Raw genomic sequence first — 19,840 nt, 5'->3', positions numbered from 1 at the left:
CGTCATCGTGGCGCTCCGGGGGGCGTGGTCATGCTCGTTGAGTGTGGATTCCCGGTGGGGTCATCAGCGCGCCTGCTTCTCGGCGTCTCATGGCTCACTCCTCCTCAGCCGGGCGGGCGTCGACCGGCAGGTCGTCCTGCTCGTACGCGAGCCGATCGACCACGTCGACCACTCCGTCGACGCTCTGGCACAACCGCAGGACGATGGGGACGAGGCTCGATCGGGGCACGCTGCCGCTGAGGGTCACCACACCGTCGGCCACGTCGACGGTCAGGGCGGACGGGCTCAGCTGCAGCGTCCGGGTAAGGATGTCTTCGAGGATCTCCTCCTGGATCGCGCGGTCGCGGCGGAGGAAGAGCTGGATCAGATCGCTGCGGCTGACGATGCCGATGACGTGGTTCCCGCTGTCGACCACGGGAAGGCGTTTGATCTGGTTCCTGCGCATCAGCCGGGCCGCACGCACCACGCTCCAGCCGGGGCGGGCGGTGACGGCCGGAGCGCTCATGAGATCGGCGGCCGTAGCGGTGCCGCTGCCGTGTTTTTGCAGCAGGTCGGCCTCGGAGACGACCCCCACGGGGCGTCCGGCCTCATCCACGACGGGCAGAGCGGTGATGCCGAACTCGTCCAGCAGGCGGGCGACTTCCTTGAACGCGGTACCAGGCTGGACGGTGATGGCGCTGGGCGTCATCAGGTCCGCGACGCAGCGGTGCCTCATGGTGCCCCCTTCACGCGGACATCGCCGCGCCCGGCCGGGGCACGACGTCGACGACCCCCGGCACGGTGCGTGCGACACGCACCAGCATGTCCTGGAGTTTCGGGTCGGGGACGGAGCCTTCGAGCCGGACGATGCCGTCGGACACGTGGACGTGGACGAGTGGCGCGCCCGCCGGTACGAGGTGTGCGGTGATCATCTCGCGCAGTTCGGCCGCGATGTCCTCGTCCGGCCGGAGATAGGTCTTCAGGAGATCGCCCCGGCTGACGATCCCGATCAGGGCGCCGTCCTCGTCGGTCACCGGAAGCCGCTTGAGGTGGCCGTGCGCCATGAGGCGGGCGGCACTGGCGATGGTGGCGTCCTGGGGCACGGTGACCGCCGGCTCGGTCATCAGTTGTCCGGCTGTCACCGCGCGGGTCTCGTCCATGTCCTGCGCGTCGAGCAGCAGGTCGGCCTCGGAGACCACGCCCGCGACCCGTTCGTCCGTGGACAGGACCGGCAGGGCGCTGACTCGTGATCGGCGCATGGTTTGCACGATGTCCTTGAGCGGAGATCCTTTCCTGACGGAGATGACGGATCGCGTCATGACGTCGCCGACGGTGCGCAGGTGCTTCATGAGTCCTCCAGAGCTCCGGCGCGGATGCGCGCGCCATACGTCCAGTGTCGTCCCGGACAGGTGGCGGACAGGAGGGGCCGGGCGTCCCCATCCGGGGCCGACCGGCCCTGCCTCGCCGCATCCCGCCGAGGTCGGGCATACCGGTGACTCTCTGTGTACGGCGAGCGAGGTGGAGGCCCCGGGCCGTGGCCTCGCGGACACGTTGCGGGCCAATAGGACCTTCGGCCCCGAAGAGGCCCTGAGCGGCCCTCTCGAAGCGAGCAACTCGGTGCCAGTCTGGGAGCTGTCGCCACCGTTCGGCGAGGAGGAACCCATGGAAGGGACCATCCGCGATCCGGACACCAGCTCGGTCGTCGTCGGCGTCGACGGATCGCAGTCGGCCCGCGACGCGGTGCGGTGGGCCTCCGCGGAGGCCGCACGCCGCGGTCGGCCGCTGCACCTCGTGCACGCGGCCGACACCGACGGCCGACGGTTTCATCTGTCCGCGGCCAGTGTCGAACGGGTTCGTCGTGCCGGGAGCGAACTGCTCGAGGAAACCGCCGGGGCGATCGCCACCGAGCATCCCGACCTGCACGTCACGACCGAATTCAGCCGACGTGACCCGGTGACCGCTCTGCACAGGGCCGCCGGCCTCCACGGCACGATCGTCGTGGGCAACAGGGGCCTGGGCGGGTTCAATTCCCTGATGCTCGGGTCCGTCGGCCTCAAGACCGCGGCAGGAGCCAGGACCCCGCTCATCGTCGTCCGGGGGGTTGAGGACGGGACCGAGGCCGGCGTCGTCCTCGCCGCCGTCCGGGATGAGCTGGACCTCGAGTGCACGCGGTACGCGGCGCGTGAGGCCGAACTGCGCAAGGCGTCATTGCGGCTGCTCCACGTGTGGAACGCTCTCCAGTCCGTCGGGAACGTCGTGAGCATGCTCGACAACATCGAGGAGATCGCCGACGAGTACGTCGAGAGGCTGAAAGCCATTACGGACGAGATCCGAGGGGAACACCCGGGACTCGGAGTCCATGCGGACGCGGAGAAGAGTATGTCCGTGGCCGGCGTCCTCGTCGAGGCGTCGCACCATGCGGACCTGCTGGTCATGGGGGGTCGCCGCTCGCCCGGATACATCGGTCCCTCTCTCGGGCACATCGCACACAGCCTCGTGCACCACGCGCACTGTCCCGTGCTCCTCTTTCCCCGCCACGGTCAGGACCTCAGGAGGAAGCCGTGAAAAGGACCGGCGAAGGCCGTGAACTCGTCGTCGGCCTCGACCCGGCCAGGGACTGGCGTCTGCCCCTTTCCTGGGCTGCCGACGAGGCACACCGGCGGAGGCTGGTACTCCACCTGGTCGTTGCGGTGCCCTCGCAACGAGACAGCCACCGTGCCGGTGGCACGCTGCACCAGATGGCTCAGCGGCAGGCCGGGGAAGGAGCGCTGGAAGCAGCGCTCAACTGGGCCCGGAGCCGTCACCCGACGCTGGAGGCGACCGGCGCTCTCCTGGAAGGCCCGCCCGCCTCTGTCCTGCGCGGGCTCTCGCAGGGAGCCCGCATGCTGGTGCTCGGCTCTCGTCACTTGAGCCGTACCGAGGAGTTTCTCAGCGCAGGTGCTCTCGTCGTTCCCGTGGCGGCCCAGGCCGCCTGCCCGGTGGTGGTCGTCGGAGACGCCGAACACGTCACCCAGCGGCCCCCCTACCTGGTCGTGGGGATCGACGGCAGCGAATGCTCCAGGGCCGCACTGGCCTTCGCCTACGAGGAGGCCGACGTCCGGGGCGCACAGTTGCGCGCGATCTCCGTGTGGCAGCCACCGGCGTTGCGCCTCCACGACGCGCAGGCCGCCCCGCAGTCCCAGGGGCGGATGCTGGACGAGACCACCGCGGGTTGGCCGGAGAAGTATCCGGACGTCGTGCTCAAGCACGAGGTCCTTGTCGGACATCCGGTGGAGGAGCTGGCGACGGCCGCTGAGCACGCTCTGGCCGTGGTCGTGGGCCGCCGGGGAACGGGCGGCTACAGCGGGATGCATCTCGGTTCTGTCGTCCACGGGCTCCTGCACCGGGCGCACTGCCCGGTCGTCACCGTCCCCGTGGTGTGACGGCCGAGCAGCGCCCAGGCCCCCGGTCCAACGGGCGTGCACGGAGGGCAGGGCCCCCTCAGGTCTGAGACCGAAGCCGAGCGGTACGCCGGCTAAAGGGACACGGACGTAGCGGTACGCCGACGCCGGTGACAAGGACGTAGTGGTCGGGCCCACGGCGGGTTGGGGCCGCCTGCCTGCGGCGGTGCTGTCACCGCAGGGCGCCTGCCCGTGCGCGTACTACGGTGAAAGTGCGAAGCAAGCCCCCGTGCGCGGCTGGAGGTGCCGATGAGTGCGGACAACCCAGAGGCCGCGCCCATCAGGGTCCCCCGGCTCCGGTTGGACGAGCTGCTCGAGGAACTGCAGGTGCGCATCGACGACATCCGCGGTATCCGCGATCGTCTGAACGGGCTTCTTGAGGCGGTCATGTCAGTGGGGCAGGAGTTGGACCTGCCCCAGGTGTTGCGCGGCATCGTCGAGGCAGCCGTGGTCCTCGTGGACGCGGAGTACGGAGCCCTCGGTGTCATCGGTGAAGGCAAGACGCTCGCCGAATTCCTGCCCGTGGGCATCGACGACGAGCGGAGGGCCCGTATCGGCGACCTGCCCTCCGGACACGGCATCCTCGGCGAACTGATCCGACACCCGGAGCCGCTGCGCCTGTCGGAACTCTCGGAGCACCCTGCGTCGTACGGCTTCCCGCCCAACCACCCGCCGATGCATTCGTTCCTCGGCGTTCCGATCAGGGTCCGGGACGACGTCTTCGGCAACCTCTACCTGACCGAGAAGCGCGGTGGCGCGGAATTCGACGCCGACGACGAGGCGGTCCTGTCGACGCTGGCCGTGGCGGCCGGAATCGCCATCGAGAACGCCCGCCTGTTCGAAGATGTCCAGCTCAGGGAACGCTGGCTGGCTGCCCGCTCCGACGTCACCAGCGCGCTGCTGTCCGGATCGGGGGAGCACCAGGTGCTCGAAGGCATGCTGGAGCGGGCCTGTGCCATCACCAGAGCCGATATGGGCGCCTTTTACGTGGTCGGCCGGGGCGGGGAACTGCGTGGATCCCTGGCGCGTGGTGAGGGTGCGGAAGCGCACCGAGGCCTCGTTCTGCCCAGCAGCGAAGGCACTCTCGCGGCGGTCGCCCTGGCTGCCGACGGGCTGGTCTCCGTCCCGGACGTCCAGAACGACAGCCGTGTCACCGCGCAGGCGGAGCGCTGGGACGGTTTCGGCCCCGTGGTTGCCGTGACCGTCGGGACCAAGGAGAAGCTGAGCGGCGTCCTGATGCTGGCACGGACGAGCGAGCGTGCTCCGTTCGCGGCGGCGGAGGTCGCCGCGCTGCCCGGTTTCGTGGACCAGGCCGCCCTCGCCCTGGAGCTGGCCGACCGCCGACGGGACGCGGAGCAGATGAGCCTGTTGGAGGACCACGACAGAATCGCCCGTGACCTGCACGATCTTGCTATCCAACGACTCTTCGCCACCGGCATGACCCTGCAGAGCGCTCAGCGGTTCGTCGAGCACCCGCAGGCCTCGGAGCGTCTGGCCCGCGCGATCGAGGACCTGGACGCCACCATCAAGATCATCCGTTCGACCATCTTCGGCCTCCGGGAGCACGAGGTTCCGGGCGTACCGGCCTCGCTCAGGCTTCGAGTGGTGCAGGCGATGGACCAGGCCGCGGGCATGCTGGGTTTCTCACCGGCACTGCGGATGGAGGGGCTGATCGAGACCGACGTGCCGCACGCCGTGGCCGACGAAGTCATCGCCGTCATCGGCGAAGCGCTGACCAACGTCGCCCGTCACGCGCAGGCAGCGCACGCCGAGGTGCTGGTCCGGGCGGAAAAGGGGGTGGTGACGGTCGAGGTCGGCGACGACGGCATCGGAATGCCCGCTGACGGCCGGCGCAGCGGCCTGCTCAACCTTGCGGAGAGAGCCGAGCGACTGGGCGGAGAAATACAGGCCGGGCGGGGGACCGACGGCGGAACCCGGCTCGTGTGGCGGGTGCCTGTCGGTCCGGGCGCCGGCGCTGGTGAGGCGTCCGCTTCAGGTCAGTGAGTGCCCTCGTTCTGCTGGTGTGCCTCGGCATGCTCGTGCGCCTGGGCCGCGATGACGGCTGCCTGGACGCGGCGTTCGACGCCCAGCTTGCCCAGCAGCCTGGAGATGTGGTTCTTGACCGTCTTCTCCGAGAGGAAGAGCCGCTTGGCGATCTGGCGGTTCGTGAGGCCCTCGCCGATCAGTTCCAACACGGCGTGCTCCCGTTCGGAAAGGGTCGCCAGCCGAACGTCCTCGGGTGACTGCGCGGTGTTCGGGTCGCGGAGCGAGTGCATGAGGCGGGCGGTCGTCGCGGGATCGAGCATCGACTGGCCCGTCGCCACGGTGCGCACCGCCGTGACGAGGTCGGACCCCTTGACCTGCTTGAGAACGTACCCCGCGGCGCCGGCCATGATCGCGTCGAGGAGAGCGTCCTCGTCGTCGAACGACGTGAGCATCAGACAGGCGAGCTCGGGCATGCGGGTGCGCAGTTCGCGGCAGACGGTGACGCCGTCGCCGTCGGGCAGCCGCACGTCGAGCACCGCCACGTCCGGACGCAGCGCGGGCCCGCGCGCCAGCGCCTGCTCGGCCGTGGACGCCTCGCCCACGACGCTGATGTCGGGCTCGGCGTCCAGAAGGTCGTGGAGCCCCCTTCGGACGACCTCGTGGTCGTCGAGAAGGAACACCCTGACGGGTCCGTCGACGGTTTCGTCCGTGGTGGCAGCCTGCACGTCGGACATGTGTGTCCCAGGGTCGGTCTGCTTCGTCCCATGCCTTGCAGCCATTGTCTCAGCAAGGCCGAGGAGGCACCCGTTCGATGAGGCAGCATGCCACCTCGTCGTCAGGGACGTCGTCAGGGACGTCGTCAGGGACGTCGTCAGGGACAAGGAGCCCCCTCAGCTCCCGAGCTCGGTGGCCTTCGGAGCCTCGAGATCCATCCGGACGTCCACAACTCCCTCCACGGCCCGGATCGCCCGGGCGAGCAACGGCACCCGGGCGCGGTCACCGACGAGGCCGTGCAGGGTGGCGACGCCTTCGAGCACGGTGACATCCCATCGTGCGGGTGGCGCCGGCCCTCCGCGCACGACCTGGCGGATCTCCTCCTCGATCTCCTGGTCCGGGCGCAGAAACACCTTGAGGAGGTCGCCCCGGCTCACGACGCCTTCCAGCATGCCGACGCTGTTGACGACGGGCAGTCGCTTGACGCCCCCGCGGGCCATGATGCGGGCGGCTTCAGCGAGGGTGGCGTTGGGACGGACAGTGACGGCTGGGCTCGACATGAGCTCCCCTGCCCGCACGGCACCGGCCTTGGACGCCTGGTCCCGCGGGTCCGACAGCTTCGGGTCCTCCCGTCGGAACTCCTCCTTGGGAAGGAGGTCGGCTTCCGAGACGACTCCCACCACGCGGCCCTCGCCTTCCAGCACGGGCAGCGCACTGACCTTCCATTGGTGCATCAGCTCGACGATCTCCTTGTACGAGGCGTCGTTACCGACGGCGACGGCGGTGTGCGACATGACGTCACTTACGGTGGCCTGGGATGCGGGCATGATCGGCTCCGGGGCGGTGGGCCTTCCGTGGCTGTGCGGTTCGGGTGCCGTGTCCCGTGGGCAGGGCGGTGATGCGCCTGAAGAACGGTGTGCGCAAGGTCGGCCTCCGTTCGTCCTCTTCAGTCTGTGGTGGCGCCGGAGCTTCCGGGATGGGCCGACCGGCCCCCGGCGCGCTCCGACCGGCTCATTTCAGAAACAGCAGAAGCCCTGGCCGAGGCGGCGGACGCCGCGGTAAGGGACCGACGGGGTAGCGTCCCGGGACCGTTCGGCCCATGACTCGCACGGCACGAAACCGCAGCCTGAAAGAGTCCGATGGCGGCAGCCGAGCCCTTGGAGGACGCTATGAACGGGGCACTGCGGCCGTCGTGCACGATGTGATGCTCCATCGGGTTGTGGCCTCGCGTACCCCATCCCGCTTGCCGCACGGCTCGCGCGAGCCCTGGTGGGCGTGGAGTACGTCGGGCGTGCCCTGACCGGACCGCGCCGGCGCCCGAACCTCGACCCCGACCTTCCGGACACCGACCACACTCGCGACACAGAGCGTCGGCCGGCACCGGACCAGAGGCGGCGACGATGACACGGACACTTCCTGTAAAAGCCTCCTCACTGACGTGGCGCTGGCGACGCAACTCGCTGCGCCGGCACAGCGATGTGGTCGAGGCTTGGCTTGTGCTCGTCATCTGGCTGCTCGTGGTCGCCGCCGGAGTTCTGGCGGGTGTACTGGTGGTCCGGGCCGTCGGATCGGCCTTCTCGGCGCAGGCGGCCAGGGCCCATGCCGTACCTGCTGTCCTCACTGGTCACGCGGCGGGGACCGGGGCCACTACCGGGGGATACGACGACGGCCGGGTATGGGCGGCCGTGCGCTGGACGGACGCGGACGGCGCGGTGCACACCGGCCGGGCGAAGGTCTCGCCGAAGGCTCCGGCAGGCACGCGGGTCACGGTGTGGACGGACGGGCGGGGCCGGGTGGTGCCTGCACCTGCCACGGGCGCCGAGGTGGCGCTGCAGGAGGCATTGGCCTGCGCCCTTGTCGCGCCACCGGTCGCTGCCGCCGTCTGGGGCGCCGGCTGGGTGGCCCGTAACCGGCTCATCCGGCGGCGCATGGCCGAATGGGGCGAGGAGTGGAAGCAGATCGGACCGCAGTGGGGGAACCTCAGCGGAGGAAGAGGCTGAGCACCACACCTTTGTGGCTGCCGGCGCTGAGCCTGGTGCGGCACGATGCTCCCGCCTGTCGGTTCGCGCACGCCGCGGAATGGTCCACTCTCACCGGTGGTGGCCCCTCCCCGTGGCCCCTCCCCGTGGCCCCTCCCTGTGGCCGGTGGCCCTGTGGCCGGTGGCCCCGTGGCCGGGGCCCGGTGCCGTGCCGATCCGAGCGAGTCGGCCGAGCTCGTCACCAAGCGACGGTCCAGGCGGCCGAGGCAGGTGTCGGCGCCACTCTTCCCCCGCCTCCATGGCGCCGCGGTGTCGCAGGCGGCGCCAGAACGTGGCCGATGAAGGCCGTGGTGCTGGACGGCGGTGCGAGGATGCAAGCGGTGACGCCCATGCGGCCGATGCGGGTGACCGACGCGAAGTGGCGGTCGCTGCCACGTAATTCAGCGTCGCCGGACGTGGTTCGATGTGCCGGAGTGCCGGAGTGCCGGAGTGCCGGAGTGCCGGAGTGCCGGAGTGCCGGAGTGCCGGAGTGCCGGAGTGCCGGAGTGCCGGACCGCCGGGTGAGGATGAACCCTGTGCCCACCGGCTCGCCGGCGCGTACGTCACGGGCGTAGACGGTCTTGGCATGCACGAGTCGCGATCTGGTCCGGCTCCATGAAGATCTAGTCCGGCTCCATGTAAGGGCGGAGCAAGACCCGGGCCTGGCTGTGGGCGTGCGGGCGGATGGCTGACAACGCCTGGGTGACCGCTGCGTCCAAGGGGCCGCTGGTGTCGATCCTGACGGCCTCCGGCCAGGGGGACTCCGCGGCAGCCATGGCGGCGGCCACATCGCGGTCGGCGTCGGATGCGCCGCGGCCGCGGGTGGCCAGGCGGTCGGCCGTCATGTCGTCCGGGACATGGCAGTGGAGGGCCACCAGGTCCGCGTGCGTGCGCTCGGCCATGCGCAGGGCGGCTTCCCGCTGCTGCGCGTCGTGCCAGGTGGCGTCCAGGACCACTGATTCGCCGCGGGACAGCAGAGTTGCCGAGCGGTCGAGCAGGGCCTTGTACGTCATGTCGCTCCACTCAGGTGAGTAGATGCCTTCCCCGTAGGCGGCGGCCGCCTGTTGCTCGGCCGGGATGCCCGCGAGTTCCTTGCGGAGGCGGTCGCTGCTGAGCAACGTGACACCGAGGCGATCGGAGAGGGCGCCGGCGAGCGTCGACTTCCCACTGCCGGGGAGCCCGCCGACGAGGGTCAGGCCCACGGCAGAGGTGCGCAGGTGGTGCAGGGCGGTGGTGACCAACCGGCGAGCGGCCGCCTCGGCGCCGGGTATGCCCTGGCGGGCCTGGATCAAGGAGACTTTGGCGCGGACGAAAGCGCGGTAGGCGACATAGTGGTGTCGTAGGGACGGCGGCGCCGGGTCGCCCGAGTACGCGCCGTACGCGGCGAGGAAGAACGCCGCGGCCCGTGGGGCGCCGAGTTGTTCCAGGTCCATGGCCAGGAAGGCGGCGTCGTCGAGACCGTCGACGTACCGCAGGGCGTCGTCGAACTCCAGGCAGTCCAGGACGCGCGGGCCGTCGTCGAGGCAGAAGATGTCGTCGGCGAGCAGGTCACCGTGGCCGTCGACCATCCGGCCTTGCTCGATGCGCATGGCGAACAGCGGTTCCCGGCCCGCGAGATAGCGGCGTACCAGCCGCTCGGTCTCCGCCACGCCGTCGGGCACCGTGCCGTCGGCAGACAGGGCACGGACCTCGCCGAAACTGGCCTCCCAGCGCGAGGACAGCGCGTCGCGGGTGCCCTGCTCGTCCACTTCCCGACCGCGTGGCGCACTCGCGTGGTGGGTGGCGAGCAGGCGGGCGACCGCGCGCAGTTCGTCGGTGACGTCCACGCCTTTCCTCACGAGTTCGGCGAGGCGGCGCCCGGTGGGCATGCGACGCATCACGACGAGAGGTTCGGACTCGTCCGAGTCCGGGCTGCGGAATGCCCCTACGCCGAGGTAGACGTCGGGGGCGAAGCGCCGGTTGAGGGCGACCTCCCGCTCGCATGCGGCCTGTCGCCCAGCCACGGTCGTGTGGTCGAGGAACGCCAGGTCGACAGGCTTCTTCACTTTGTAGGCGCGGTCGCCGATGAAGAACAGCACCGCGGTGTGCGTCTCGCGCACTTCCGCGGGCGGGAGCGGTGGAGCCCCGGAGGCGGTGTCCGGCCCGGGTGCGGATCTGTCGGACGGCGGCGGCGCCGGCGGCTGCGCGCGTCGGTTCGGGTCAGTCATGAGGGACGACGTCTACGGGACGGTGCGCGTGGTGGACGGCTGCCCGGGCCACGGGGCCCAGGGTCCTGGTGTCCTCGGCGACCAGGTTGCCGACGACGGTGAGGCCCGGGTTGCGGGCCTGGATTTCCGCCCGGGCGTGGTGCACGGGCCGCTTTGCCCGGTTGTTCTGGGCTCCTTCCGCCAGGGCGTGTGCCGGTTCAGGCGCCGGCAGGGGCCACGCGTGTACCGGGCGCAGAGTGAGCTTGCGCTGCTCGGCTTCGTCGGCTGCCCGGCGGGCGGTGGCGAGGCTCTCGGGTGAGCCGACGAGGCTCACGGTGACGGCTCGGTCCATGGCGACTTCCTCGCTGTCGGTGGAAGACGGGAATGAGCGGTAGGTGCGGTCGCCGTCCGGCGCGTGCAGGTCGGTGGCCCTGCAGGTCGGCCGTGGAGCGTGCTCTCGCGGTGCGAGAGCGTGGGCAGACGCCTCGTACGTCGATGACTACCTCTCTCACATCGATGACTACCTCAAATGTCGTCTCGGCGCATGTGCTCCTTGTGGACAAGCGAGAGGGGCGGCCGCCTCCCGGCGTTCGACCTCGCGACGATCTGGTGGAGGCGGGCGCGGCTGACCAGCCGGAGCATGTCGATGTCGTCGACGAAGGCGATCCGGTCGCCGAACCTGCCCCTGGCGCGTGCCGGACGGCCGGTCATGGCCGGGCGCCGATGGTGCGGGCTGGAGAGGATCACGGAGGCTGGACAGGCAGGTGTATGGCCTACACACTTAACGAATGATCAACGGAGTTCCGGACCAGGCACAGCCCTTCGGCCCCCTCGGCAAGGGCGAGCGCCTTGCCCTGGAGGACGTCGGGGCGGGCGTCTTCGAGGGGTACTGCCACGGTGGCCGCGCGCAGGAGCGCGCCTATGGAGGGGCCGTAGTGGGCCAGGCGCTGGCCGCGGCGTACCGCACCGTCGAGGAGGACCGGTCCGTGCACTCCCTGCACGCCTACTTCCTGCGCGCCGTCACGCCCGAACGTCCCACGAGGTACGTGTCCGACGCGGTCCGGGACGGGCGCAGCTACTCCGTGCGCCAGGTGACCGCCACGCAGGGCGGCAAGGAGGCGCTCACGATGAGCGTGTCCTTCAAACTGCCGCAGCCGCAGGGAAGTCGGCGGCAGCCGGGCATGCCGGACGTCCCGGGCCCCGAAGGTCTCGACGACGGCTTCGCGTTCCGTCCGGCGACGCATCCGCTGCGCACGGCGGTGGAGTGCCGGCAGGTGCCGGACGCTGTCGGTCCGCACGAGGGGGAGATCGAACGCTTCGCCTGGTTCCGCTCGGTCGGAGCGCTTCCCGACGACCCCGCGCTGCACGCCTGCGCCCTCGCGTACATCTCCGACGCGCCGCTCGCCCCCACGGCCCTCGTGCCGTACGGCGAACCGCGGCCGGTCGGTGTCGTCCTCGCCTCGCTGGACCACGCCATGTGGTTCCACCGTCCGTTCCGTGCCGACGAGTGGCTCCTGTACGCCTGCCGCAGTCGCCTCGCGGGAGACGGGCGCACTCTGGCGTACGGCGAGTTCTGGGACCGGGGCGGGCAGCTCGTCGCGTCGGTCGTCCAGGAGGCGCTGCTGCGGACAAGGGAGTAGTCCTGGCCTGCGTCGCCGGCGGGCGCCTCCAGCTACCGCTTCGAGAGGCCGATGCGCAGGGCGTCGAGGAGGCCGTCACCCGGACGGCGCCCGCTCGCGTGCGCTCAATGCATTGACGCCGTGCTGCGGGGCCGCGATGCTCACGGTCCGCGCCTGTCCTGTGACCACTCGCCGAAGCCGACGCCGATGGAGGTCTCCCGCATGGGCCCGTTCCTGCCCGACGCCGTACGACAGCACGCCGCGCTCACGCCTGGCGCCCCTGCTGTGACAGAAGGTTCCCGGACGCTGACCTACGCCGAGCTCGACCGGCGCGGCAACCGTGTCGCGCAGGCGCTGCTCGCGGCGGGCCTTCCGCAGGGCGCCCATGTCGGCTACCTCGTCCGGCCCGGGGTGCTCTCGGCCGAGCTCCTGATGGGCTGCGCCAAGGCGGGGTTCGTCGCCACGCCGTTGAACTGGCGCCTGACCGGGCCCGAGCTGGTCGCGGTCGCCCAGGACGCCGAACTCGGGATCGTCCTGACCCAGACCGAATTCCTGCCCGGCGCACGCGCCGTGCGGGCCGCCTTGCCGGGGATCATCCTCGTGACCGAGAGCGGGGCTGACGCGGATGAGTGCACGTACGAGAAGTGGCTGGCCGCGGCCGGTGACGTCGATCCGGGTGCCGGGAGCGAGGACGCGGTCTTCCTTCAGCTGTACACCTCCGGCACCACGGGGCTGCCCAAGGGTGTCCAGCTCACGCTGAACAACTGCACCGCGGGCGAAGCCCAATTGCGCGAGATGGGCTGGACGACCGCGTCCGTCTCCCTCAACGTCATGCCCGTCTTTCACATCGCCGGGACCGGCTGGCTCGTGAACGCGCTCGCCGCGGGCGCCCATACGGTGCTGGTCCCCGACCTCGTGCCGTCCGCCGTGGTCGAGCTCATGGAGCGCCACCGCGTCACGCACACGTTCTTCGTGCCCGCCATACTCCACATCCTCACGACACTGCCCGACATCCGCGAACGTGACTTCTCCGCGCTCCAGTTGATCGTCTATGGGGCCTCGCCCATCACGCCCGCCCTGCTGCGCCGCTCCATGGAGGTCTTCGGCTGCGGCTTCTACCAGAAATACGGTCTGACCGAGACGACCGGCTCCGCCGTGCGGCTGCTGCCCGAGGATCACGTCGTGGACGGACCGCGCTCCGCGCTGCTGCGCTCGGCGGGCAACGTGTGGCCCGAGGTCGAGGTGGCCATCGCGGATCCGGTCACCGGCGATCATGTGGCGCCTGGGGTGGTGGGGGAGATCCTCACCCGGTCCCACCAGGTCACCCCGGGCTACTGGAAGCGGCCCGAGGAGAACGAGGCGCTGTTCACCGCCGACGGCTGGCTCAGGACCGGTGACGCGGGCTATCTCGACAAGGACGGCTACCTGTTCATCACCGACCGGATGAAGGACATGGTGATCACGGGCGGTGAGAACGTGTACCCGATCGAGGTCGAGTCGGTGCTCGCCGACCACCCGGCCGTGCTGGACGTCGCCGTCTTCGGCACGCCGGACGACAAGTGGGGCGAGGCCGTCACTGCCGCCGTCGTGCTGCGGCCCGCTACGGGCCCGGTCACCGCGCAGGACCTCATCGACTTCACACGTGAGCGCATCGCCTCGTACAAGAAGCCGCGGATCGTCCACTTCGTGGAAGAGCTGCCCCGCAATCCCAGTGGCAAGATCCTCAAGCGGGTTCTGCGCCAGGAACTCGCCCCTCGCGCCGATTGAACGACCGTTAAGCCGGTGAGCAGGTGCGGGCCTCAGGGTCCGCTCCGGACATGCGTGACAAAGGCCCCAAAGTTATGCTCGGAGGGTTCCCGTCGTTGACGGCACGGGGCTGGACGGAGCGCGGGAGGCGACCGGCCCGGCCGGCTGACCGGGGTCCCTGCTCACTTCTCCGGAGCGAACGCATGGCAGGACGGCGCAGGGCGGAGATCGGCCTGGGGGAGCGCCTTGCCCTGAACCGCGTGGGCACCTTCGAGTGGGACCTGGCGGCGGGGACCTTCGAGCTCGACGCGGCGGGCCTCGCCGTGTACGACATCGGGCCCGACGAGTACGACGGCCGGCCCGAGTCCCTGCTGTCGCGCGTCTCGCCCGAGGAGGGTGCCCGCCTGGGCGCCGCCGCCATGGCGGCGATCCACGCGGGACGCTCCTCCTACGGCGCCTACTTCCGCGTACGGCGCCGCGACGGCCGGGAGCAGTGGACCCATCTGCGGGGCCGGGTCGTCCGAGACGAGCACGGCAGACCCCGGCATGTGGTCGGCATCGTGCGGGACGCCGACGCGGACCGCGCCCAGCTCGCCATGACCAGCCCCGCACAGCTCGCGGGATGGCAGCGGATGACCACCGTCCTCCAGAGCACCGCCGACGCCTTCTCCCGGGCCATGACCGTCGCCGACGTGACCGCCGTCCTCACCGGCGGGCGCGGCCTCGAACTCTTCGGGGCCGACGGACTCGTCCTCGGCCTCGTCGAGGGCGACACCCTCCAACTCGTCGCCCTGGCAGGCGACTCGACGCCCGAGCTCGACGAGCTCAAGCTGCACCGCCTCGACGAGTCGCTGCCCCTCGCCGAGGCGGTGATCACCCAGCGCCCGCGCTTCGTGACCTCCCTGCGCGAACTCGCCGACACCTTCCCGCGTCTCGGCCCGTACGCGCGACGCTTGGAACTGGACGCCGCCGCGTTCCTGCCGCTGGTCGCCCAGGCCCGCTCCGTCGGGGGGCTCGCGCTGCTGTTCCGCGGGCGCGAGGAGTTCACGGCCGAGGACCGCGACCTGTGCCTCGGCCTCGCGGGCATCGTCGCCCAGTCCCTCCAGCGGGCCATCCTCTTCGACGGCGAACGCGACTTCGCCACGGGCCTCCAGTCGACCATGCTGCCCCAGCACATCCCCAAGTTCCCGGGCGTCGAGATCGCCGCCCGCTACCACGCCGCTGGCAGCGGCCGGGAGGTGGGCGGCGACTGGTACGACGTGATTCCGCTGCCCCGGCGCAGGATCGGGATAGTCGTCGGTGACGTCGAGGGCCACGACACCCAGGCCGCCGCCGTCATGGGGCAGTTGCGCATCGCGCTGCGCGCCTTCGCGGGCGAGGGCCACCCGCCGTCCACGGTCATCGCGCGAGCCTCACGCTTCCTCGCCGAGCTCGACACCGACCGCTTCGCCACGTGCACGTACGCCCAGGTCGACCCCGCCACCGGAGACGTACGGGCCATCAGGGCCGGTCATATGGAACCGGTGCTCCGGCACGCGGACGGCCGCGTCAGCACCCCGCCCGTGCGCGGTGGTCTCCCGCTGGGCCTGGCCACGGAGTTCGAGGAGGAGGAGTACCCGGAGACGCGGCTCGACCTGCTGCCCGGCGAGGCGTTCGTCCTGTTCACCGACGGCCTCGTCAATCATCCGGGGCGCGACATCGCGGCAGGCGTGAGGGCTCTGACCGAAGCGGTGCGCAACGGGCCCGTCGGGGCGTCCGCCATCGCCGAGCACCTGTCGGAGCGGGTGTCGCAGATCAGGCCGACCTCCGATGACGCGGCGCTGCTCGTCCTGTGCCGGGACCGCGACCCGGGCACCCCGCTCGCGCCGCGCATCCACCAGTACCTCCACACCGCGGACCCCCAGGGGCTCGCCGAGACCCGCACAGCGCTGCGAAGCGCCCTGGAGGACTGGGGATTCGGCGCGGTGGTGGACGACGTGGAACTCGCCGCCGGTGAGCTGATGGTGAACGCGCTCCTGCACACGGAGGCCGGCGCCGTCATCACCCTCGAAGTGCTGCCGGGCCAGGCCCGGCGCGTCCGGCTCTGGGTCAAGGACCGGTCGAGCGTGTTCCCGCGCCGCCGCACACCGGGCGAGGCCGCGACATCCGGTCGTGGGCTGCTGCTCGTCGACGCGGTCGCGGACTGCTGGGGCGTCGAACCGCGGGGTGAAGGGAAGGCAGTGTGGTGCGAGTTCGTGAAGACGGAGCCGGAGCCGCCCGTGGGTATGTGAGGCGCCGGGTGTGCGGCCGTGCCTAGGGCCTGTCGTCAAATTCCCGTCTGCCCGGCGGCGTCTGGCACGCACGCTCGCGGCGTTGCCGAAAAGCCCTGGTAGCTCCGCTACAAGGGCTCTCCGGCGCCTTGCGATCGCACGCACCAGACGCCGCCGGGCCCGCCCCTCGGGCGGACGACGGGAATGTGACGACAGACCCTAGGACACGGCGAGATCCTCGCCCGTCTCGTCGAGGTGGGCCGCCATGGCGGCGACCGCTTCCTGCGGCGCGCCCGAGGCGATGGCGGCCAGGATCCGCCGGTGGGCCGTGATCGTCGCCCGCTGGCTGTCGCCCCGGCGGGACCGCCCCTCGTAGCTGGCGAGCCGGTGTGCGGTGAGGATGTCCGAGAGCGATTCCAGGACGAGTTCCAGCATGCCGTTCCCGGCCATGCGGGCGATCTCGTGGTGGAAGGCGAGGTCGAGGGCCACGAAACGGTCGCGGTCCTCGACGGCGTCCTCCATCTCGTCGAGCAGGGCGCCGGCCGCGTCCGCCGAGGCCTCGCCGGACGCGACCCGGGCCGCCGCCCGGGATGCCAGCGCCCCCTCGATCGCGCCGCGCGCGTCCAGGACGTCGGCGACCTCCAACGACTGCTGGCGCAGACGGAATTGGAGGATCTGCCCGAACACCCGCGCCGAGGGGACGTTGACCCGGGCCGGGCGGCCCTGGCTCGACACGAGGATCTCGCGGGCGGACAGCACGCGGATCGCCTCGCGCACCGCGAGCCGGTTGACTCCGAACCTGGCCGCGAGTTCGCCCTCCGAGGGCACGTCGTCGCCGGGCTCGAGCCCCGACTCCTCGATCAGATCGACGATCTCACCGGCGACCTGATCGAACAGCGTGGTGCGGCGCACTGCCACGTGGGAACTCCTTCGAGGGATGTGCCGGGCGGGCCCCAGCGTACCGTCGGTCTCACGGCGGGAATCAGGCGTGTGTGCTGCTCAGCACCACGTACTCCCACTGCCCGAGCGGACGCGACAGCAGGGGGCGGCCGTCGCGCCAGGCCGCGGTGAGGCGTTCGCCCCGGGCCGTCACCTGGACCACCGAGCGTGGTTCCGGCATGCCCTGCGGCAGCCGGAGCCGGAAGTCGTCGGCCTCGTCCGGCGAGGAGTTCCACACCACGACGCGCCAGTCCGTGCCGTCCGTCAGCGCCTGTGTGACGAGCCACGGATGCCCGGTGGCCCGCGCGTGCGCACACCGCGACAGCCAGTCGAGCACGGCGCTCAACTGGGCCTCGCGCTGCGCGTTCATCAAGGTCATGCCGGGGGTGTGGGCGGGCCAGGGCGTGACGGCGACCCGGCCGGCCAGCGCGTTCTCGTACAGGACGAGTCCGCTGCCCCTCTCGCGGTCGAGCTGGTCTCGGACGACGCTGGCGACGCGCGCGTCCGGCGCGGGGTCGAACGCGACGACGGCGGAGCGGTCGTAGCTCTCGGTGTCCAGGGAGATCGCGCAGCCGGGGCGCAGGGAGAACGCGGGGTCGGTGCAGATCTCGCGGGCGTGCCCCTCGGGGGACCGCCTCGCTCCGGTCACGCCGATCAGCGGGCCGTAGCCGCGCTCGAAGAGGATCCGGGCCGCGACCGAGTCGAGCAGCAACCCCTGGCTGAGCCACTCGCGCAGTTCGGCGTCGCTGAAGGCCCAAGTCGCCTCCCCGGAAAGGGCGTTGACGCTCGCTCCGCCCCGGGCGGTGACGGCGTGGCCCGCGGCGCCGAGCAGTCCGGCCCATGAGCCGTGCGGCACGACGAGGGACTGCCAGCCCGCACGCTCCGTGTGGGTGCGCCTGCCGGTCCGCTCCGACCAGGGCAGCCCGACGCCGACCGTACGGAAGGCTCTGGGGAACGTCTCCGAGAGCCAGTCGAAGGTGTCCCGCCACTCGGCGAGGAAGACCGCGCGGCGGGGTTCGTCGTCGGGGTGGTTGCCGAGGAAGTCGTAGAGGCTGATCGCGAGGCCGTCGCTGCCGAGGATGTGGGCCAGCGACATCTGCGCGCCCGTCTGGCGGAAGGACTTGTTCCACTGCCCGTACGGCCAGCACTCGATCTCGGGGAAGCTGCGCAGACCCGCGGGCTGTACCGCGCGCTGCATGTCCAACTGCTGGATCGCACGCGGCAGTTCGGGCCCGGCGCCGTCGGAGTAGCCCCAGAAGTGCGGGCGGTGTACGGCGGGGAGGTCGAGCCAGGCCGCCCAGTCGCGGCCCTCGGCGGCGTGGGAGTCCGTACGCGAGGACATGAGGCCGAGCCGGTCCCCGAGTATCTCCCGCCAGGAACCGAGGAGTTCGCGCTGGGTGGTGTCCCAGAAGTCCAGCCACTGCTCCCGCCAGGGATGCGGGTCGCCGGGCGCGGTGCAGGCCGCGACGAGTTCCTCGCGCGTCACCGTGATCCCGGTGCGGCGGGCGAACTCGGCCAGGTGGAGCGGGCAGAAGCAGCCGCCCCAGTCGAGCGGGCGGTGGTTGTGCAGCCGGATGTCGTCCTCGATCCACACCGTGTCGACGTCCTCGGCTGCGTAGAGACGCAGGGTCTGTGCGAAGTGCGCGCGCCAGTCCGGGTCCAGCGGGCACACCTGCACGGCGGCGGCCGTCCCGTGCTGGTCGGTCATCGTCTGCCACGTCTGGCCCGGCTCCAGGGAGCGGGCCCAGTCGCCGTGGCCCACGGTGTGGCCGGGGTTGAGGCTCACGGCGACGCCTTCGGCCCGCAGCCGGGTGCGCCACGGACGCGTGGCGGTCAGCCAGTGCGCGACGCGGTCGAGACTCTCGTGGCCGTCGTTGAACTCCATGCCGAAGAGGAATACGCAGATCTCCTCGGCCCGCGCGACCCGCGCCAGGGCCAGCAGCCTGTCGCCGGCCTGCTTCGGATCGTCGGCCGGATCCACCTGGAGGCGGAGCACATAGCGTGAGGTCACTCGTTCGCACCTTCGGTCTCGGGGCCCGGCCGGGGAGCGCGGGACGACACCTAGCGTCGCCACTTAGCAGCTAAGCTGTCAAGGGTAGAGCGAGAGCCGGGTGAGCGTCCGGGCAAGCGGAGCGAACGAGGAGTGGCGATGGGGCGGTTGGCGGACCGGGTGGTCCTGGTGACGGGCGGGGCGCACGGCATCGGCCGGGCGATCGTCGAGACGGCCGTGCGCGAGGGCGCGGCCGTGGCGTTCCTCGACCTGGACGAGGAGGCCGGAGCGGCGCTGCGCGACGAACTCACCGGCAGGGGCGCCCGCGTGGCCTTCCGCCGGGTCGACGTCACGGACGGGCAGTCGGTCGCGGTCGCGGTGAACGACGTGGCCGACGCGCTCGGACCGATCGACATCCTGGTCAACAACGCCGGGCGCAACGTCTACGCCGACCCGGTCGCGATGAGCGAGGCCGAGTGGGACCAGGTCTTCGACGTCGACCTGAAGGCGGCCTTCCTGTGCGCGAAGCACACCCTGCCGTCGATGATCGAGCGGGGCGGCGGGGCGATCGTGAACATCGCGTCCCTGCACGCCAAGCTGACCTGCGCCGGCATGTACCCGTACGCGGCGGCCAAGTCCGGTCTCGTCGGGCTGACCCGCTCGATGGCCCTGGAGGTCGCGCGTCACGGCGTACGGGTCAACGCGGTCAGCCCGGGTTACATCAGGACGGCCCTGGTCGACGAGTACTTCGACCAGAACCCGGACCGGGACGCCGAGCGCAAGGCGCTCGACGTCCATCCGCTCGGCCGGATCGGCACCCCCGAGGAGGTCGCCGAAGTGGTGTGCTTCCTCGCGTCCGACGCCGCGTCCTTCGTCACCGGGGCGGAGTGGGCCGTGGACGGCGGGCTCGGGGTGCGGTTCGCCTGACCCCCGCCAGGGCCTTTCGTTCGGGTCAGGCCGGATCAGGGAGCGGG

General features: G+C 71.2%; 16 protein-coding genes and 1 pseudogene. 8 read left to right on the top strand and 9 right to left on the bottom strand.

All coding sequences use genetic code 11. From position 1 onward, the window contains the following. Positions 1-94 precede the first annotated feature (94 nt). On the bottom strand, positions 95-715 hold the full coding sequence (locus ACFC96_RS04330; protein WP_376610137.1) for a CBS domain-containing protein: 621 nt from the start codon (positions 713-715) through the stop codon (positions 95-97). 10 nt (positions 716-725) lie between these two features. Continuing rightward, positions 726-1,298, bottom strand: a complete 573-nt coding sequence (locus ACFC96_RS04325; protein ID WP_376610531.1) for a CBS domain-containing protein — start codon at positions 1,296-1,298, stop codon at positions 726-728. Positions 1,299-1,497: 199 nt separating this feature from the next. On the opposite strand from ACFC96_RS04325, the gene ACFC96_RS04320 reads away from it, so the two are divergent. The 3 genes from ACFC96_RS04320 (at position 1,498) to ACFC96_RS04310 (ending at position 5,423) form a co-directional block, all read left to right on the top strand. Further along, positions 1,498-2,544, top strand: a complete 1,047-nt coding sequence (locus tag ACFC96_RS04320; protein WP_376610135.1) for a universal stress protein — start codon at positions 1,498-1,500, stop codon at positions 2,542-2,544. Further along, positions 2,541-3,401: a universal stress protein gene (locus ACFC96_RS04315; protein ID WP_376610133.1), complete on the top strand. Its 861-nt coding sequence runs from the start codon at positions 2,541-2,543 to the stop codon at positions 3,399-3,401. Before ACFC96_RS04320 ends, ACFC96_RS04315 begins: the two co-directional genes overlap by 4 nt. A 267-nt stretch (positions 3,402-3,668) precedes the next feature. Next, positions 3,669-5,423: a GAF domain-containing protein gene (locus ACFC96_RS04310; RefSeq protein ID WP_376610131.1), complete on the top strand. Its 1,755-nt coding sequence runs from the start codon at positions 3,669-3,671 to the stop codon at positions 5,421-5,423. Here the strand turns inward: ACFC96_RS04310 and ACFC96_RS04305 are convergent. Both ACFC96_RS04305 and ACFC96_RS04300 read right to left on the bottom strand, forming a co-directional pair. Further along, the gene (locus ACFC96_RS04305) at positions 5,417-6,139 is read right to left on the bottom strand and encodes a response regulator (protein ID WP_376225253.1); all 723 of its coding nucleotides are present in this window, start codon (positions 6,137-6,139) and stop codon (positions 5,417-5,419) included. The genes ACFC96_RS04310 and ACFC96_RS04305 overlap by 7 nt on opposite strands. A 156-nt stretch (positions 6,140-6,295) precedes the next feature. Continuing rightward, entirely contained in the window at positions 6,296-6,946 is a 651-nt protein-coding gene (locus ACFC96_RS04300) for a CBS domain-containing protein (protein WP_376610129.1), read from the bottom strand. A gap of 573 nt (positions 6,947-7,519) precedes the next feature. Between ACFC96_RS04300 and ACFC96_RS04295 the strand changes: the two genes are divergently transcribed. Further along, positions 7,520-8,119: a hypothetical protein gene (locus ACFC96_RS04295; protein WP_376225247.1), complete on the top strand. Its 600-nt coding sequence runs from the start codon at positions 7,520-7,522 to the stop codon at positions 8,117-8,119. Between the two features lie 641 nt (positions 8,120-8,760). Here ACFC96_RS04295 and ACFC96_RS04290 read toward each other — a convergent pair. From ACFC96_RS04290 to ACFC96_RS04280, 3 genes and pseudogenes are all read right to left on the bottom strand, one after another. Continuing rightward, complete coding sequence (locus ACFC96_RS04290) at positions 8,761-10,236, bottom strand: AAA family ATPase (RefSeq protein ID WP_376610529.1); 1,476 nt, start codon at positions 10,234-10,236, stop codon at positions 8,761-8,763. A 172-nt stretch (positions 10,237-10,408) separates the two neighbouring features. After that, a pseudogene (locus ACFC96_RS04285) lies at positions 10,409-10,675 on the bottom strand (universal stress protein); the annotation flags it as partial. 173 nt (positions 10,676-10,848) lie between these two features. Beyond that, entirely contained in the window at positions 10,849-11,034 is a 186-nt protein-coding gene (locus ACFC96_RS04280; RefSeq protein WP_376610127.1) for a hypothetical protein, read from the bottom strand. A gap of 77 nt (positions 11,035-11,111) precedes the next feature. Here ACFC96_RS04280 and ACFC96_RS04275 point away from each other — a divergent pair, with 77 nt between their 5' ends. The 3 genes from ACFC96_RS04275 (at position 11,112) to ACFC96_RS04265 (ending at position 15,958) form a co-directional block, all read left to right on the top strand. Next, complete coding sequence (locus tag ACFC96_RS04275) at positions 11,112-11,963, top strand: acyl-CoA thioesterase (protein WP_376254382.1); 852 nt, start codon at positions 11,112-11,114, stop codon at positions 11,961-11,963. 201 nt (positions 11,964-12,164) lie between these two features. Next, positions 12,165-13,709, top strand: coding sequence for a long-chain-fatty-acid--CoA ligase (locus ACFC96_RS04270; RefSeq protein WP_376610126.1), 1,545 nt, complete (start codon positions 12,165-12,167; stop codon positions 13,707-13,709). Between the two features lie 182 nt (positions 13,710-13,891). Further along, the gene (locus ACFC96_RS04265; RefSeq protein ID WP_376610124.1) at positions 13,892-15,958 is read left to right on the top strand and encodes a SpoIIE family protein phosphatase; all 2,067 of its coding nucleotides are present in this window, start codon (positions 13,892-13,894) and stop codon (positions 15,956-15,958) included. Between the two features lie 198 nt (positions 15,959-16,156). Here ACFC96_RS04265 and ACFC96_RS04260 read toward each other — a convergent pair whose 3' ends face one another. Together ACFC96_RS04260 and ACFC96_RS04255 are read right to left on the bottom strand one after the other, a co-directional pair. Continuing rightward, complete coding sequence (locus ACFC96_RS04260; protein ID WP_355694393.1) at positions 16,157-16,855, bottom strand: FCD domain-containing protein; 699 nt, start codon at positions 16,853-16,855, stop codon at positions 16,157-16,159. 64 nt (positions 16,856-16,919) lie between these two features. Then, positions 16,920-18,887 carry a hypothetical protein gene (locus tag ACFC96_RS04255; RefSeq protein ID WP_376610122.1) on the bottom strand — a complete coding sequence of 656 codons (1,968 nt, stop codon included), beginning with the start codon at positions 18,885-18,887 and terminating at the stop codon, positions 16,920-16,922. 138 nt (positions 18,888-19,025) lie between these two features. On the opposite strand from ACFC96_RS04255, the gene ACFC96_RS04250 reads away from it, so the two are divergent. Further along, a complete protein-coding gene (locus tag ACFC96_RS04250; RefSeq protein ID WP_376254371.1) occupies positions 19,026-19,793 on the top strand; it encodes an SDR family NAD(P)-dependent oxidoreductase in 768 nt (255 codons plus the stop codon). The last annotated feature ends 47 nt before the right edge of the window (positions 19,794-19,840 follow it).

The organism is Streptomyces sp. NPDC055955, assembly GCF_042270245.1.
Taxonomy (GTDB): domain Bacteria; phylum Actinomycetota; class Actinomycetes; order Streptomycetales; family Streptomycetaceae; genus Streptomyces.
Note: the sequence above shows the minus strand (reverse complement) of the source record. Positions and strands in the feature narration are given on the sequence as shown.

Coding starts and splice junctions, on each gene's coding strand:
- ACFC96_RS04330 (WP_376610137.1), bottom strand. CDS start 715: ATGAGGCACCGCTGCGTCGCGGACCTGATGACGCCCAGCGCCATCACC.
- ACFC96_RS04325 (WP_376610531.1), bottom strand. CDS start 1,298: ATGACGCGATCCGTCATCTCCGTCAGGAAAGGATCTCCGCTCAAGGAC.
- ACFC96_RS04310 (WP_376610131.1), top strand. CDS start 3,669: ATGAGTGCGGACAACCCAGAGGCCGCGCCCATCAGGGTCCCCCGGCTC.
- ACFC96_RS04305 (WP_376225253.1), bottom strand. CDS start 6,139: ATGTCCGACGTGCAGGCTGCCACCACGGACGAAACCGTCGACGGACCC.
- ACFC96_RS04300 (WP_376610129.1), bottom strand. CDS start 6,946: ATGCCCGCATCCCAGGCCACCGTAAGTGACGTCATGTCGCACACCGCC.
- ACFC96_RS04295 (WP_376225247.1), top strand. CDS start 7,520: ATGACACGGACACTTCCTGTAAAAGCCTCCTCACTGACGTGGCGCTGG.
- ACFC96_RS04280 (WP_376610127.1), bottom strand. CDS start 11,034: ATGACCGGCCGTCCGGCACGCGCCAGGGGCAGGTTCGGCGACCGGATC.
- ACFC96_RS04275 (WP_376254382.1), top strand. CDS start 11,112: ATGATCAACGGAGTTCCGGACCAGGCACAGCCCTTCGGCCCCCTCGGC.
- ACFC96_RS04270 (WP_376610126.1), top strand. CDS start 12,165: ATGGGCCCGTTCCTGCCCGACGCCGTACGACAGCACGCCGCGCTCACG.
- ACFC96_RS04265 (WP_376610124.1), top strand. CDS start 13,892: ATGGCAGGACGGCGCAGGGCGGAGATCGGCCTGGGGGAGCGCCTTGCC.
- ACFC96_RS04250 (WP_376254371.1), top strand. CDS start 19,026: ATGGGGCGGTTGGCGGACCGGGTGGTCCTGGTGACGGGCGGGGCGCAC.